Below are 15,591 nucleotides of genomic sequence, written 5' to 3'. Positions count from 1 at the left end.
GCTGGAACCGTGCCAAACCTTCTGGCTCGCCGATGGCGGCCCCGCTCAGTCGCGGCGGCGTCCTCCGAGGTTGCGGTCCTCGTCCCCGATCCGCTTCAACTCGGCGCGCAGCTCCTTGGGCAGGGAGAACATGATGTCCTCCTCCGCGGTGACCACCTCGTCCACGTCCGCGTAGCCGTAGTCCGCCAGGAGCGCCAGGACGTCCTGGACCAGCACCTCCGGCACGGACGCACCTGAGGTCAGGCCCACGGTGGCCACGCCCTCGAACCAGGACTCGTCCACCTGGTGTGCGAAGTCCACGCGCTCGGCACGGGCGGCACCGTACTCGAGGGAGACCTCCTTCAGGCGCACCGAGTTGGAGGAGTTCGCCGAGCCGACCACGATCATCAGGTCCACCTCCGGGGAGATGACCTTCACCGCGGCCTGCCGGTTGGAGGTGGCGTAGCAGATGTCGTCCGACGGCGGGTCCTGGAGGTTCGGGAAGCGCTCGCGCAGCACGGAGACGATCTCCAGGGTCTCGTCCACGGACAGGGTGGTCTGGGACAGCCAGATCAGGTTGTCCGGGTCCTCGACCTGGACGGTGCGGGCCTCCTCCACGTCGTTGACGACGATGGTGTGCTCCGGGGCCTCGCCGTAGGTGCCCTCGACCTCCTCGTGGCCCTCGTGGCCGATCAGCAGGATCTGCTTGTCCTGCTTGGCGAAGCGCACGGCCTCGCGGTGCACCTTGGTCACCAGCGGGCAGGTGGCGTCGATGGTCTGCAGGTTCCGCTGCGCGGCGTCCGCCACCACGGCCGGGGACACGCCGTGGGCGGAGAAGACGGTGACGGCACCCTCGGGCACCTCGTCCAACTCGGAGACGAACACCACGCCGCGCTCGGACAGCGAGTCCACCACGTGGCGGTTGTGCACGATCTCCTTGCGCACGTAGACCGGGGCGCCATGGACCTCGAGGGCCTTCTCCACGGCGATCACGGCACGGTCCACGCCGGCGCAGTAGCCGCGCGGGGCGGCGAGCAGGACACGCTTGTTGCCGGCGACGGGTGCGGCGGCCTCGATCTCCTCGCGGCTGCGGCGCACGCGAGGCACATGAGGCATGCCGAGGCCGACGGAGACGGGGGCGGATGCAGTGGTGGGGGTGGACATGCCCACCACTCTATCGGTCAGGTCCACCGGACGGGGCGGCCCCTGCCGTGGCCGTCAGGAACGCCGGCGCCGCTCGGCGAGCGCCGCCCACAGCAGACCCACGACGACGGCCGCTCCCCCTCCGAACAGCAGTCCCGTCGTGCTCGGGCCGAAGGAGTCGGCCACCGCGGACCGCACGACCCCGTCGACGGCCTCGGTGAGATCGGCCAGGGAGCGCGGGGCGTCCTCCGGGACGGAGAGGCGGACCAGATCCGGGGAGGCCACCGCCTCAGGGATCGCCAGTCCCCCGCCCACCAGCAGCAGACCGACCACGGCGATCGCGATGCCGCGCCACCGGCCGGGGCCGAGGATCACGGCGGCCAGGCCGAGCACCGCGGCGGCGACCGCGGCCCAGACCCAGTGGGCCGAGGCCCGCATCAGCGCGGGGGCGTCGGCGAGGGACGAGGAGACCGAGACGAGGGCGTCGTCTCCGCCCACGTGGACGAGCACGGAGAGCCGGTCCTGCCCGGCGAACTCGCGGATCCCGTCCCGGGCGCGGTCGAACAGGACGGCCAGGTCCGTCTCCGGCATCTCCACACCGAACATGCTGCCTCCGGGGACGACGAGCGAGCCGTCGTCGTTGCCGAGCAGGTCGGCGGTGCCGTCGGCGAGGTCGTCCACCAGGCCGACGCCCACGTGGGAGACGACCGGGCCGAGCGGGACGGTCAGCGTGCCTGCATCGGAGTCGCTGCCGGACTGCACCTCGCCGGCGTCGAGCCGGTCCGCCCAGTCCGCACGGGCCTGCTCGGCGGACTCGACCACTCCCGCACGGACGCGCTCGTCCTCCAGCGCGGCACCGGTGCTGTGGTCGGTGACCTCCCGGATCAGGTCGCCGGCCACCAGGGAGATCTCCCGCGGCAGGGCCGCCTCCACCAGGTCCAGCACGAAGCGGGGGGCGGCGTCCTCCACGTCCGGATCCTCCATGACGCGGTCCACGGCGGTGTGGGTCAGCTCGGGTTCGCGGATCGCCTGGTCGACGGCGGCACCGACGACGGCGAGTACGCCGGCGAGGCCGGCCAGGACGGCCAGCAGCAGGGACACGATACGACGGGCCACGCGGCTCCTCTTCGGGTTCGGCCGGGTGACCTCCACACCCGCGCTACCGTGTCCCAGGGTACTGATAGTCAGGACGAGACCCAACAGAGCGGAGGCAGACGCATGGAGCAGATCCCGGACCTCGCCGGCGACGGCCCGGCCGCCGTGCCCGAACGCGCCGCAGACACGTCCCCGGACAACCCCTGGCCGCTGGCCCGGCTCTCCAAGAACCTCAAGGCCCACATCGAGCGCGCCCCCGCCACGTGGATCGAGGGCCAGCTCATCGAGTTCAAGAACAACCGCGGCAACGTCTACATGACCATGCGGGACCTCGAGGAGGAGGTCTCCCTGCCGCTCACCGCTTGGCGGAACGTCGCCATGACCCTGGACGGGACCGTCCAGCAGGGCTCCCGGGTGGTGGCGCGCGTGAAACCGAGCTTCTGGCTCAAGGCCGGGCGCCTGTCCATGAACGTGCACGAGATGCGCCCGGTCGGCCTCGGCGATCTGCTGGCCCGCGTGGAGCTGCTGCGCCGGGCCCTCGCCGAGGAGGGGCTGACCTCCCCCGCGCGCAAACGGCCCCTGCCTCTGCTCCCCCACCGGATCGGGCTCATCACCGGCCGGGACTCAGACGCGAAGAAGGACGTGCTGCGCAACACCCTGCTGCGTTGGCCCGGCGCCGAGTTCGAGATCCGTGAGGTCACGGTGCAGGGTGCCGAGGCTCCTCGGCAGGTGGCCGCCGCGCTCGCCGAGCTCGACGCCGACCCGGCCGTGGACGTCATCGTCGTCGCCCGCGGCGGCGGCGCGCTCGAGGAGGTCGTGCTCCCCTTCTCGGACGAGGCGCTGGTGCGCGCCGTGGCAGCGGCGCGCACGCCCGTCGTCTCGGCGATCGGCCACGAAGCGGACCGCCCGGTCCTCGACGACGTCGCCGACCTGCGCGCTTCCACGCCCACGGACGCGGCCAAGCGGATCGTCCCGGACGCGGCCCAGGAGGCCGCGGGACTCGCGGATGCGCGCCTGCGGCTGGCCGCGGCCGTCGAGCGACGCGTGCGCACCGAGGCCGAGGGGCTCTCGGCCCTGCGGTCCCGGCCCGTGCTGGCCCGCCCGCACGTGATGGTGGACACCCGGCAGGAGGAGACGGACCGGTGGCGCGAGCGCGGCCGGTCCGCCCTGGGCCACCGGCTCGTCCGCGAGGAGGACGCCCTCACGCAGCTGCGCGCCCGCGTCCGCGCCCTGTCCCCGCAGCACACGCTGGACCGCGGCTACGCGGTGGTCCAGCACGCCGGGCAGGTCGTGCGTGACGCGGACCAGGTCGCCTCGGACGACCGGCTCGACATCCTCGTGGCGGCCGGGCGGATCGCCGCGGACGTCGTCGCGACGCATCGGACCACCCCGACCCCATCCCAGGAGAGGACACGACAGGCATGAGTGAGCAGGGCATGGAGCAGACACAGGATGCGGGCCGCCCCAGCGGCGTGGAGGGCTTCACCTCCGCGGACGTTTCGGACGTGGCCCGGATGAGCTACGAGCAGGCGCGGGCCGAGCTGGTGGAGACCGTCGGGAGGCTGGAGGCCGGTGGCGCTGGCCTCGAGGAATCCCTGGCCCTGTGGGAGCGCGGGGAGGCGCTGGCCGACCGCTGCCAGGCCTGGCTCGACGGCGCCCGCGCCCGCCTCGACCAGGTGCGCGGCGAGGCCGACCCCGACGCCGACTGACCCCGCCCCCACTTTCGTTCGGGAAGCGGCGGCCTCCGCGGCGCTATCGTTCGGGAAACGGCGGGGGCGGGGGCCATCGGCCCCCGCCCCCACGCGGCTCGCGCCCGACGTCGGTCAGGCGGTCTGGTCCTCGTGCTTGCCCTCGCCCAGCTCCTCCACGAGCTTGGCGTTGAAGGCGTCGAGGTCCTCCGGGCTGCGCGAAGTGGTCAGCCCGTTGTCCACGACGACCTCCTCGTCCACCCACTGGGCGCCCGCGTTCTTCAGGTCGGTCTCCAGGGACGCGTAGCTGGTCAGACGGCGGCCGTCCACGACGCCGGCCTCGATCAGGGTCCACGGGGCGTGGCAGATGGCCGCCACCGGCTTGTGCTGCTCGAAGAAGGCACGCACGAACGCCTGGGCGTCCTTGTCGATGCGCAGGGCGTCCGCGTTCAGGGTGCCGCCCGGCATCACGAGGCCGTGGAAGTCCTCGGCCTTGGCGTCCTTCACCGTCGTGTTCACCTCGAAGGACTCGCCGTGATCCCAGTCGGACTTCATCGCGGTGATGGTGCCGGACTTCGGGGAGACGAGCACGGGGGTCGCGCCGGCGGCGATCACGGCCTCCCACGGGGAGGTCAGCTCGACCTGCTCGACACCGTCGGTCGCGAGGAACGCGACGGTCTTGCCGGTCAGCGGGGCGTTCTGGGCAGCGTTCTCAGTCATGAGTCCACCTTTCGGATCGGGTCCGGCGCGCCTCTGCGGCGCCCGGTGTCTCCCCATCCACTCACCGCGACCCCGGGCTTGGCAAGGTCCGACCACCACGGCCCCGCCCACCGCGACGGCGGCGCTCAGCCCGCCAGTAGCCGACGGCGGGCCGCCGCGACGTCGAAGTCCGCCTCCGGCCAGTCCAGCCCCATCCCCTGCAGGGTCTCGATGATCAGCTGCTGCACCGCCAGCCGCGCGAACCACTTGCGGTCCGCCGGCACGATGAACCACGGTGCGTCCTCGGTGTCCGTCCGCTCGATCGCGATCCGGTACGCGTCCGTGTACTGGTCCCAGTACGCGCGGTCGTCGAGGTCGCCCTCGCTGAACTTCCAGTGCTTCGTGGGGTCGTCCAGGCGGGCCAGCAGGCGCTCGGCCTGCTCCTCCGGCGAGATCCGCAGCATCACCTTGACGATCCGCGTCCCGGCGGCACGCACGGCCGCCTCGAACTCGCGGATCGCCCCGTAGCGCTCCTCCACCTCGGCCAGCGGGGAGAGCCCGCGCACGCGGTGCACGAGCACGTCCTCGTAGTGGGAGCGGTCGAACACGGAGACCAGGCCGGGCCGCGGCAGGTGCGGTCGGATGCGCCACAGGAAGTCGTGGGCGCGCTCCTCCGGGGTCGGCGCCTTGAACGCGTGCAGGTGGAGGCCCTGCGGGTCCATCGCCCCGATCACGTGGCGCATGATCCCGCCCTTGCCGGCGGTGTCCATGCCCTGCAGGATCACCAGCAGGGACGGCACCTCCCCCACGGGCGCCTCGCGCACCGACTGGGCGAACAGCAGCTCCTGCAGGTCCACGAGCGCCCCGCCGCGCGCGGCCAGGTCCTTCTTGCCCTTCGGCTTGTCCCCGCCGTAGCCGGGCGTCGCGGCGGCGTCGACGTCGGCCGGGCCCCGGACCTCGTCCCCGCGGCCGGCGGCGAACAGCTCCCTCGCGGGGGCGTCGAAGACGCCATGGCCGTCGGTGGCGCGGGCGGGTCGTCCCGCCTTGTCGTCCTTCTTCTTGCCCACGGTCTCTCCCTGCATCTCTCGGCCCGGGTGGTCACACGCGGCGCTCGCGCCAGTCCGCGAGGAAGTCCTCGAGACGGTCCAGGGCGATGCCGAGGTCCTCCACGCTGGGCAGGGTGACCAGACGGAAGTGGTCGGTGTCCTCATAGTTGAAGGCGCGGCCGTGCGAGACGAGGATCTTCTTGGCCTTCAGCAGGTCCAGCACGAAGCCCTCGTCGTCCTCGATCCCGTAGACCTCCGGGTCCAGGCGCGGGAACAGGTACAGGGCGCCCATGGCCGGCTGGCAGCTCACGCCCTCGATGTCGTTCAGTCGCCGCTGGGCCAGGTTCCGCTGCTCCAGCAGGCGGCCTCCGGGCAGCACCAGGTCGTCGATGGTCTGGTAGCCGCCGAGGGCGACCTGCACGGCGTGCTGGGCCGGGACGTTGGCGCACATGCGCATGTTGGACAGCAGCGTCAGCCCGTCCAGGAAGTCCTTGGCGCGGTGCTTCGGGCCGGAGACGGCCACCCAGCCGGAGCGGTAGCCGGCCACGCGGTAGGCCTTGGACAGGCCGGAGAAGGTCAGGGTGAGCACGTCGTCGGACAGGCCGGCGGCGTTGAGGTGCTTGGCGCCGTCGTAGGTGATCTTCTCGTAGATCTCGTCCGCCATGAGCACCAGGTTGTGGCGGCGGCAGATCTCGACCATGCCCAGCAAGGTCTCGCGGGAGTACACGGCTCCCGTGGGGTTGTTCGGGTTGATCAGGACCAGGCCCTTGGTGCGCTCGGTGACCAGCGACTCGATGTGCTCCAGGTCCGGCTGCCAGCCCTCCTCCTCCACGCACCGGTAGTGCTTGGCGACGCCGCCGGCCAGGGTGGTCGCCCCCGTCCACAGCGGATAGTCCGGGGACGGGATCAGCACCTCGTCCCCGGTGTCCAGCAGCGCGGTGAGGACCATGGAGATCATCTCGGACACGCCGTTGCCGATGAACACGTCGTCCACGCCGATGCCCCTGATGCCGCGGGACTCGTAGTACTGGGAGACCGCGGTGCGGGCCGAGTAGATGCCCTTGGAGTCCGAGTAGCCCTGTGCGTGCGGCAGGTGCTGGATCATGCCCTGCAGGATGGCGTCCGGGGCCTCGAAGCCGAACGGGGCGGGGTTGCCGATGTTCAGCTTCATGATGCGGTGGCCGGCGGCCTCCATCCGCTGGGCCTCCTCCAGGATGGGGCCGCGGACGTCATAGCGGACGTCCAGCAGCTTCGAGGACTGGCGGATCTGACGGGGGTCACCGGTGGAAGACATGCCCCCATCCTTCCACCGGCCGGGCCGTCCGCCCAGCACGTGTCATGCCCTGCACCCGCGCGCCCGCCGTGGTTCCGGGGTCAGAACCATCCCGGCCGCGGCACGACCCAGTCCTCCGGGGCGTCCTCGAGGCCGCGGTCCACGAGCCAGTACTGGGCGGCGTCCTCGGGGCTGAGCGCGTCCGGGCCGGAGACCAGCTCCTGCAGGTCGGTGAGCCCCTCGGCGTCCATCCGGCCCATCACCTCGCGGATCTCCTCACGGGTGGCCTTCGGGATGTGCTCGGCCTGGCCCAGCACGGAGATGCGGCCCTCCGGGAGGACGCGGCCGGAGTCCTCCAGGGCCACGAGGGCGTCGTCCTCCACGGCCGGGTCGATCCCGTAGGCGAAGCCCAGCTGGGCGCGGTCGAAGACGAGGTCACCGGTCACGGCGGAGTACGCCGGACGCCATTGATCCGGCCGGCAGCCGGAGAGGCGGTCCAGGCGCTCGCGCAGCAGGCGCGTGGCCTCCGGGCGGGCCTCGCTGTTGACGTCCACGCGGGCGGCGGCGACGAGCGGCTCGCACCGCACGTTGAGATCGTCGATGGTCTCCAGCTTCAGGCGGGACGCCGTGGGCGCCGTGACCAGGGCGGTCAGGCGCAGGGTGCCTGCCGAGGGTGCGAACACGGTCACCTCGTCCGAGGGCTCGGCGGAGACCGAGGGCGTGCCGCCGGCCTCGGCCCCCGCGGAGCCGGCGTCCTCGGACGGCGTGGCAGAGCCCGCGGCGGCGCGGCGCCGCTCGGCCTCCGACGCCAGGTGCTCCTCGATGAGCCGGTCCACCTTGTCCGCGCCCATGGCGGACTCGCCGTTCGGCAGCGGAGTGGGGGTGGGCGTCCGGCTCGCGGTGCTCGACGCCGCGGCGGACTCTCCGTCACCGTCCCCGGACGGGGACGACGACGGCGAGCCGGTGCCGGAGGGCGACGGGTCCGTCGTCGTGCTCTGCGCCGATGCGGACCCGGAGGCGGCGGATGTGGGCTCCGGAGGCTCCGGCATGACCTGCTCCGGCGCCACCTGCAGGGCATAGGCCAGGGTGTCCACGACGGCGACGGTCGTCTCGTCCGTCCGCGCCCACGGCTGCGGCACAGGCTCGGACTCCGCGACCTCGTGGCCGCGGTTGCGCAGATGGCGTTCGACCACGGCGGCCACCGCCTCGGACACCACGGCGTCCGTGTGGGCCACCGAGATCGGACCCTGCGGGGCGGGCGGTCCCGTCGGCTCGTCCTCCCCGGTGCAGGCGGTCAGACCGAGGGCCAGCACGCAGGCGCCGGCCAGGGCGCGCAGGCGACGGCTCATGCGACCTCCTCCGTCGGCAGGTGGCCGCCGAGCCGCAGGGCACTGGTCAGCCAGGAGGAGGTGAGGACCGAGTCCAGTTCGTCCAGGCCGAACCACCGGGCGTCGTAGGACGAGCCGCCGACCTCCGGACGCAGGGTCCCGCCGGTGATCTCTCCGCGGTAGAGCACCTGGACGGTGAGCAGGTCCACCGGCTCTCCACGCAGGCGCTTCGCGGCGGGGATGTGACCCGTGGTCACGCCGAGCAGGCCGACCAGACGGCAGTCGTACCCGGTCTCCTCCCAGACCTCGCGCACACACGCCTGCTCCGGGCTCTCCCCCAGCTCGATGCCGCCGCCGGGCAGCGTCCAGTAGACGTCGTCGGACGGGCTGCGCCACGCCGAGAGCAGGACCGAGCGGTCCTGCACGATCAGCGCATAGGCGCCGGCGCGCGTCTGGAACGGGACGGCCGCGGCGGGCACGGTGCCGGTGGGCTGGGACACGTCGGCTCTCCTGTGAGGGGCACGGGGTCGGACGGTCCCCCAGTCTACGGGCGCACCCGGTGGCCGTGGCGGTGGCCTGCGCACCGCGCCCCCGCAGCGGACTCCGGCCCTGGGATACTGGTCGGACCCGGCGGCAGCCGCCGCCTCGCCTCGTCCGGTTGGAAAGGAGTGTCCCCGTGCACCACCACGACGACGGCCCCGCACCCGGGTCCGACGACCTCGCCTCGGACGCGGCCTCCCCCGCGGCCGAGGCCGCCGCGGCCCCCGAGGTGCCGGCCGCCGGCCGGAACGAGCTGCGGCTCGTCGGTGCGCTGAAGACGGCGCGCTCGGCACAGCTGCCGGCCCCGGACCGCGCGGACGACGCCCTGGGCTGGCTGGATGTGGCCGTGGAGGCCGCCCTCGGCGACGACGGCGCCCGCGCCGCCGCCGCAGCGCACGCCGGCCTCGATGCCCCGGGCAGCGATGCACCGGACTGTGCGCTGGCCCTGTGGCGTGCCGCCGCTGTGGCCGCGGACATCGCGCAGGACGCGGACGCGCTCTCCACGGCGCTCGAGGCCCGCTCCGCGCTGCTGCGCCGGCTCGGCCGCCCCGTGCAGGCCCGGGTGGAGCTGCAGCTCGGCGCCGCCCTGCTGCACGAGCCGGATTCCTTCGAGGCGACGGTGCTTGCCGGCGTGGTGGAGGACGAGCGTGCCCGCCTCCGCGGTGCCGGGGCCACCGCCGACACGGTGCTCCCCGAGGCCCTCACGGCCCTGGCCGTGGCGCGCACCCAGGACGGCGACCACGCCGGCGCCCTGCAGCTTGTGGACGAGGCCATCGCTCACATGCGCCGCATCAAGGTGGCCGGCGACGTGCTGCCCTGGGGCTCGCTGGCCTCCGCCCAGCTGCTGCGCGGCCGCCTCTGCCTCTGGACCTCGGACCCGGACGGGGCACAGGACGCCGCCTGCGATGTGCTGGCCCGCCCCTGCGGCCGTGCTGTGCGGGCCTCCGCGCTGCTGGTCCGGGCCCTGGCCTGCCACGCCCTGCAGAGACTGGACGATGCCGCGGACTGGGGCATCGCGGCCCTGGAGCTGATGCAGCGGGCCGGACTGCGCCGCGGCGCCGCCTCCGCCGCGGCCCTGGTGGCCCGGGCGCTGGGGGCCTCCGCCGCCCCGAGCCGCGCGGCGCTGCTGGCATGGGAGATCGCCGCAGTGAACGCCGAGCGCGCCGAGTCCCCCGACGCCGCGACGCTGACCTACTGGTGGGGCCACCAGCTGATCATGCACGGCCGTGCCGAGGAGGCCGTGGACGTGCTGGACCCCGTGGTCCGCCGGGCCCGGACCACCGGAACGGCGGCGGACGAGGCGCGCGCCCTCGTGGACCTCGGCCACGCCCACCATGAGCTGGACCGCACCGACTCCGCCCTCGAGGCCTGGGGGCGCGCCGCCGACCTGTTCGAAGACTGCGGCCGCGCCGACGACGCCGCCCGCACCCTGCTCGCCGCCGGCGCCCTGCTCAACCGCCAGGACGAGGCGCAGCGGCCCCGAGCACAGGCCCTGTTCGAGCGCGCCGTGCAGCTGGCCCGGCAGGTCCGGGAGGAGGACCCCACGGTCCTGCCGATCGCCCTGCACTCGTTGGGCTACGTCACCTGCGAGCTCGGAGACTCCTCCGGCCTGACGATGCTGGACGAGGCCCTCGCCCTGGTCCGCGAGTCGGCCGCCCGTTGGCAGGAGGCCGACTACCTGGACACCCGTGCCCGCTCTCTCTGGGCCCTGCGCCGCGGCGACGAGGCCGTCTCCACCGCCCTGCAGGCCGCCGACCTGTTCGTGGACGCCGACGACCCCGGCGGAGCACGGCAGGCGGAGCTGTTCGCCGCCTTCGTGGCCGCCGAGGACGGTGCCCCGGACACCGGCGTCACCCTGTTCTCCCTGCTGGCCGACGACGCCCAGGCCCCGCACCTGGTGCGCCTGGCCGCCCTGACCGGCCTCGAGCAGTGCCACGTGCGGCTCGGGGACGAGACCTCGGCCGCCCGCGTCCACGCGCGGCTGCTTCAGCTGCAGCAGGAGGCGGACGCCCCGGCCGGGCACCGGGCTGCCGGGAACCAGGCGGCGGAGGACGACGTCCCCTGAAGATGTGGCCTCTCATCATGGCCTCATCCCGGCCCCGGAGCATGGAGCCATGTTCACGAAGAGAGCCATCGGCGTCGGGCTGGCCGTGCTCATCGCCCTGATCGCTGTCGTCGCCGCCGTCGCCATCGCGATGCCGTCCCTGCGTCCGTCGGAGACGGACCTGGGCCCTCAGATCCACCTCGGCACGCCGGGCCAGGACGCCTCGCACGCCCCGTCCGAGCGCGGGCGCGACGGCGACGACGATGCCCCGTCGGCAGCCGACGCCTCCCGATCGGCCGCCGTCGCCTCCTTCGCCGAGGAGGAGTCGCAGCGTGCCACCGCCTCGGCAACGTCCCGGGCCTCTGCCTCGTCCGAGGCATCGGCCTCCGGCTCGGGCGTCTCCTCGTCGGCCGCGCCCACACTGGCCGCCTCGGCGACCGCGCCCACGTCGGCCGCCTCTGCGAAGACCTCGTCCGCGCCAGGCCAGGAGTCGGCCTCCGGCTCGGCGCCGGCCCCGAGCCCGAAGCCGGTCGCACCGCCGGCCCCGAGCCCGGAGCCGACCACGCCCTCGGCGCCTTCTCCCACCTTCTCCCGCGTTCCGGCTGCTCCGCCGACCGTCCTCGACGACGATGATGACGACGACGAAGACGACGAGGACGACGAATGGGAAGATGACGACGACGAAGACGACGAGGACGACGATGACGACGACTGGGACGACGACTGACCGGTCGCCCCGCCGCCACTGGTGGTCCGGCGCGCCCGTCCGCGTCCGCCTGACCGTCCTGTTCGTCCTGATGACGATCGCGGCGCTCATCCTCTCCGGCGTCACGGCCTACCTGCTGCAGCGGGCCTCGGTGCACGAGCGCATCGAGAACGCCCTGGGCCGCACGGTCACGGAGCTGAACCTGCTGTCCCAGAACGGCGTCGTCCCGGACACCGGCAAGCCGATCTCCTCGGCGTCCGAGCTCATCGAGGTCGCCATGGTCCGCACCCTCCCCGTCCGCAACGAGGGCCTGCTCGGCCTCGAGAACGGCCGGGCCACCCTCGGCGCCGCGGACGCGGTCGAGCTGCGTCTCGAGGACGACCCCGAGCTCGTCGACTGGGCCCTGGAGCGCGAGGACTCGGACGTCGTGCGCATCTCCACACTGACCACCCGTCAGACCACCTACCGGGCCGCCGTCGTCCCGGTGGGCGGCACCGCCGCCGAGGACCGCGGTGCACTGCTGGTGGCCTTCGACGTGGAGGCCGAGATCGACGAACTGCAGGAGACGTACTCCGGCTATGCGCTGGCCGCCCTGCTGTCCACCCTGGTGGTCGTCCTGCTGGCCTGGATCCTCCTGCGCCGGGTCTTCACCCCCCTGGACCAGCTCAGCGCCACGGTCCGCACGATCACCGAGCGCGACCTCTCCCGCCGTGTGCCGGTGACCGGACACGACGACGTCGCCAAGCTCAGCACGGGCTTCAACGAGATGCTGGAGCGACTCGAGGCGGCGTTCTCCTCGCAGCGCCAGCTTCTGGACGACGTGGGCCACGAACTGCGCACCCCCATCACCATCGTGCAGGGCAACCTCGAGGTGATGGACCCCGAGGACTCCGAGGACGTCCGCGAGTCCATGGACATCTCCCTGGACGAGCTGCAGCGCATGCGCCGGCTCGTCGACGACCTGGTCCTGCTCGCCAAGACCGCACGCCCGGACTTCGTGGCCCCCGAGGCCGTGGACGTGGCCGCCCTGACCTCCGCCGTGCTGGAGAAGGCCGCGCAGCTGGGCGAGCGGGAGTGGCTCCTCGAGTCGGCTGCCGAGACCACCGCGATGCTGGACGTGCAGCGCATCACCCAGGCGTGGCTCCAGCTCGCCTCCAACGCCGTCCGCTACTCGGAGGACGGGACCCGCGTGCAGCTCGGCACGGCCGTCGCCGGGGACACCCTGCGTCTGTGGGTCCGTGACCAGGGCATCGGCGTGGCGCAGGAGGACCGTGAGCGCATCTTCGAGCGCTTCGGACGCGGCGCCAGCACCCGGCAGGAGGGCTCCGGCCTGGGCCTGACCATCGTCTCCGCGATCGCCGCCGCGCACGGCGGTCACGTGAGCCTCGAGTCCGTGGAGGGCACCGGGTCGGTGTTCACCATGGAGATCCCCCTGCGCACTCCACCGAAGGACCGAGCCCCGGAGGCACCGACACCATGACGCCGATCCTGCTCATCGAAGACGAGGAGCGCATCGCCCGCTTCGTCACCAAGGGCCTGAAGGCGGAGGGCTTCTCCGTCACCGTCGCGGACACCGGTCAGGAGGGGCTCGGGCTCGCCCTGACGGGCTCGTTCGATCTCATCATCCTCGACCTGGGGCTGCCGGACATCGACGGCTTCGACGTCCTGCGCCGGCTGCGGGTGCATGACGAGGACGTCCCCGTGATCATCCTGACCGCCCGTTCCTCCGCCCAGGACACGGTCTCCGGACTCACCGGCGGCGCAGACGACTACATGCCGAAGCCCTTCCGCTTCGCCGAGCTGGTCGCCCGTGTCCGGCTGCGCCTGCGCGGCACCGGCGGCGGTGCCCCGGCGGCACCGGAGGACCCGGTCCTGCGCCACGCCGACCTCGAGCTCGACCCGGTGGCCCACGACGTGCGCATCGGCGGCAGGAGCGTGGACCTGTCCGCCCGCGAGTTCGCCCTGGCGGAGGAGTTCCTGCGCCATCCGGGCCAGGCCCTCAGCCGCGAGCAGCTGCTGGACAGCGTCTGGGGCTACGACTTCGACCCGGGCTCCAACGTGGTGGACGTGTACGTGCGCTACCTGCGCGGCAAGATCGGCGCCGACCGCATCGTCACCGTCCGCGGCGTCGGTTATCGCCTCGCCCATGAGGACGACTACCCGCCGGCCTCCTGACGGACAGGGCCCGGGCACAGACGCGGAACGGCCCGCCTCCTCGGCAATGAGGAGGCGGGCCGTTCTGCGTCAGGTGCGGTGACGGGTGCCGGAGGCCGTGAGCGGCCTGCGGACGATCAGGAGGCGCGGCGGCGGGCCAGCACCGAGTCGAGGTCGAGCGCCGGGGTGGCCTGGTCCCGCAGGCGACGGCGCTGCAGCTCGGAGACGCCATCGGCCAGGCGCACGTCGCCGGAGGGCACCTTCTCGGCGGTCTCGATGCGAGCAGGGGCAGAGCGCTGCATCTCCGGAGCGTCGAGGTAGGTCGGGCGGGGGACGGTCGGCAACACCACGGTGCGGGGCTTCTGTGCCTGTTCCACCCGGGCCGGCAGCGCCTGCTCCGCGGCCGAGGCCTCGGTCTGTGCCGCCTGCGCGGCGGCAGGACGGACGTCCACGGACGGGGCGGCCTTCTCGGCCGGCGCCGCAGCGACCGGCGCGGCGGTCTCGGTCCTCTCCACCGCCGGCTCGGCGGTGCGGGCGGCGGACCGGGCGACGTGCACGCCGCGGGCGATGTGGGCCGGTGCCCGGTGGGCCTCGGCCTCGGCCCGGGCGGCGCGGGCGGCACGACGGGCCTCCCGCTCACGGACGGCCAGGACGCGCAGGGTGGCGACCGCGGCGAGGGCTCCGAGCAGGGACCATCCCGCGACGGTCACGGTCTCCGCGCCGAAGGCGGCGGCGACACCGGTCACGAGGAAGGTCACGGCCAACGCGACCGCGGCCAGGAACAGGGCGGTGCGGCCCCAGCGCACACGGAAGCCGCCGGCCGGAGCGGCGGGGCGGGTGGCGAAGGAGGGGCGGCTGACGGCGGGAAGGCGGAAGGTGCGGCGCTTGGGCGCCGGCGCGGACGCGCTGGTCATGGGTGTCCCCTCCTGAGGCGAGGTCGTCGAAGCGGAGTCTACGGCCGCGTCAGCGGCAGGGGAAGCAGCGGCCTCGGCGGCGTGTGCCTCACGGGCGTCGGCGCGTCTGCGCTCGGCCGTGACCACATTCCATCCGAGCCAGAGGATGAGGGCGAGGATCACCAGCGACGCGCTGACGCGCAGGTCGGAGAACACGCCGAGGACGGCGTTGAGCTCCGCCGCAAGGGTGTTGATCTCATCCATGCCTCCAGCGTAGCGGCTGGAATCACACGGTTGTCATTCACCGCGGCGTGTCGCCTCGAACACGCCGGCAGTCGCCGGATTCATGCCGAGGTCAGCCCTCGGCGGGTCCTCTCCGGCGGCTCTCCAGCCACCCGGCGAGCACCCCGTCCGGGACCTCCTCGACGGTGAGTGCGTAGCTGATGTGGTCGCACCACCGGCCCGCCACGTGCAGGTAGCGCTCACGCAGCCCCTCCCGACGGAAGCCGAGCTTCTCCGGCACGCGCAGGCTGCGGGCGTTCTCCGGGCGGACGTTGATCTCCACCCGGTGCAGGCCGAGCCCGTGGAAGGCCCAGTCCGTCACCATGGCCACGGCGGTGGGAGTCAGCCCGCGGCCGGCCTGGCGGCGGTCGATCCAGTAGCCGACCGCACCGGAGCGCACCGAACCGCCCTGGATGCCTCCGAGGCTGATCAGCCCCACCAGGCGGTCCCGGCCCGGAGCGTCCTCGTCCAGCGCCATCGCCCAGGTGTAGGACAGCCCCTGCCGCGCCGAGCGGCGGTACCACCGCACCATCTGCGCGAAGGTCGTCGGACCGCTCCCCGGCTCCGGGCTGGTGGCGTCCCAGGGGGTCAGCCACTCCGCGTTGGCACAGCGCTGCTCCTCCCAGTCCCGCCGGTCGCCGCGCACCAGGGGGCGCACGGTCAGGGTGTCGTGCCGCAGCACGGCGGGCCAGGGGTCGGTCAGCCAGGACATGCCCCCGAT

The 15,591-nt window shown here is 73.4% G+C and carries 15 protein-coding genes; 6 read left to right on the top strand and 9 right to left on the bottom strand.

The annotated features are described in order from the left end of the window. Positions 1-45: 45 nt before the first annotated feature. Positions 46-1,143 (bottom strand): 4-hydroxy-3-methylbut-2-enyl diphosphate reductase, encoded by a 1,098-nt coding sequence (locus MLY01S_RS10280; RefSeq protein WP_067191767.1) that lies wholly within the window; start codon positions 1,141-1,143, stop codon positions 46-48. 54 nt (positions 1,144-1,197) lie between these two features. Further along, entirely contained in the window at positions 1,198-2,238 is a 1,041-nt protein-coding gene (locus MLY01S_RS10275) for a hypothetical protein (RefSeq protein WP_067191761.1), read from the bottom strand. A gap of 102 nt (positions 2,239-2,340) precedes the next feature. Here MLY01S_RS10275 and xseA point away from each other — a divergent pair, with 102 nt between their 5' ends. Beyond that, entirely contained in the window at positions 2,341-3,642 is a 1,302-nt protein-coding gene (gene xseA, locus MLY01S_RS10270; RefSeq protein ID WP_067191759.1) for an exodeoxyribonuclease VII large subunit, read from the top strand. After that, positions 3,639-3,926, top strand: coding sequence for an exodeoxyribonuclease VII small subunit (locus MLY01S_RS10265; protein WP_067191757.1), 288 nt, complete (start codon positions 3,639-3,641; stop codon positions 3,924-3,926). The genes xseA and MLY01S_RS10265 overlap by 4 nt, the downstream gene beginning before the upstream one ends. A gap of 114 nt (positions 3,927-4,040) precedes the next feature. Here MLY01S_RS10265 and MLY01S_RS10260 read toward each other — a convergent pair whose 3' ends face one another. The 5 genes from MLY01S_RS10260 to MLY01S_RS10240 all read right to left on the bottom strand — a co-directional run bounded on the left by MLY01S_RS10260 (position 4,041) and on the right by MLY01S_RS10240 (position 8,751). Beyond that, positions 4,041-4,625, bottom strand: coding sequence for a type 1 glutamine amidotransferase domain-containing protein (locus tag MLY01S_RS10260; RefSeq protein ID WP_067191755.1), 585 nt, complete (start codon positions 4,623-4,625; stop codon positions 4,041-4,043). Positions 4,626-4,750: 125 nt separating this feature from the next. Then, positions 4,751-5,686, bottom strand: coding sequence for a PPK2 family polyphosphate kinase (locus MLY01S_RS10255; RefSeq protein WP_067191754.1), 936 nt, complete (start codon positions 5,684-5,686; stop codon positions 4,751-4,753). 16 nt (positions 5,687-5,702) lie between these two features. Further along, on the bottom strand, positions 5,703-6,944 hold the full coding sequence (locus MLY01S_RS10250; RefSeq protein WP_067191752.1) for a pyridoxal phosphate-dependent aminotransferase: 1,242 nt from the start codon (positions 6,942-6,944) through the stop codon (positions 5,703-5,705). An 80-nt stretch (positions 6,945-7,024) separates the two neighbouring features. After that, positions 7,025-8,272 (bottom strand): type 2 periplasmic-binding domain-containing protein, encoded by a 1,248-nt coding sequence (locus MLY01S_RS10245; RefSeq protein ID WP_067191750.1) that lies wholly within the window; start codon positions 8,270-8,272, stop codon positions 7,025-7,027. Continuing rightward, positions 8,269-8,751 (bottom strand): NUDIX hydrolase, encoded by a 483-nt coding sequence (locus tag MLY01S_RS10240; protein WP_067191748.1) that lies wholly within the window; start codon positions 8,749-8,751, stop codon positions 8,269-8,271. Before MLY01S_RS10240 ends, MLY01S_RS10245 begins: the two co-directional genes overlap by 4 nt. Positions 8,752-8,927: 176 nt before the next feature. On the opposite strand from MLY01S_RS10240, the gene MLY01S_RS10235 reads away from it, so the two are divergent. The 4 genes from MLY01S_RS10235 to MLY01S_RS10220 are packed head-to-tail and all read left to right on the top strand — an operon-like array spanning position 8,928 to position 13,716. After that, a complete protein-coding gene (locus tag MLY01S_RS10235) occupies positions 8,928-10,856 on the top strand; it encodes a hypothetical protein (protein WP_067191746.1) in 1,929 nt (642 codons plus the stop codon). Between the two features lie 49 nt (positions 10,857-10,905). Further along, on the top strand, positions 10,906-11,562 hold the full coding sequence (locus MLY01S_RS10230; protein ID WP_067191744.1) for a hypothetical protein: 657 nt from the start codon (positions 10,906-10,908) through the stop codon (positions 11,560-11,562). Then, complete coding sequence (locus MLY01S_RS10225; RefSeq protein ID WP_082740111.1) at positions 11,537-13,021, top strand: sensor histidine kinase; 1,485 nt, start codon at positions 11,537-11,539, stop codon at positions 13,019-13,021. The genes MLY01S_RS10230 and MLY01S_RS10225 overlap by 26 nt, the downstream gene beginning before the upstream one ends. Continuing rightward, positions 13,018-13,716 (top strand): response regulator transcription factor, encoded by a 699-nt coding sequence (locus MLY01S_RS10220; protein WP_067191743.1) that lies wholly within the window; start codon positions 13,018-13,020, stop codon positions 13,714-13,716. Before MLY01S_RS10225 ends, MLY01S_RS10220 begins: the two co-directional genes overlap by 4 nt. Positions 13,717-13,832: 116 nt before the next feature. Here the strand turns inward: MLY01S_RS10220 and MLY01S_RS10215 are convergent, their stop codons facing one another. Both MLY01S_RS10215 and MLY01S_RS10210 read right to left on the bottom strand, forming a co-directional pair. Further along, the gene (locus MLY01S_RS10215) at positions 13,833-14,852 is read right to left on the bottom strand and encodes a hypothetical protein (protein ID WP_067191741.1); all 1,020 of its coding nucleotides are present in this window, start codon (positions 14,850-14,852) and stop codon (positions 13,833-13,835) included. A gap of 91 nt (positions 14,853-14,943) precedes the next feature. Then, on the bottom strand, positions 14,944-15,591 hold a 648-nt coding region (locus MLY01S_RS10210; RefSeq protein ID WP_306301692.1), incomplete at its 5' end, for a GNAT family N-acetyltransferase.

Source organism: Micrococcus lylae NBRC 15355 (assembly GCF_001570885.1).
GTDB classification, from domain to species: Bacteria; Actinomycetota; Actinomycetes; order Actinomycetales; family Micrococcaceae; genus Micrococcus; species Micrococcus lylae.
The sequence above is the reverse complement of the archived record's forward strand: the minus strand, read 5'-3'. Positions and strand labels throughout refer to the sequence as shown.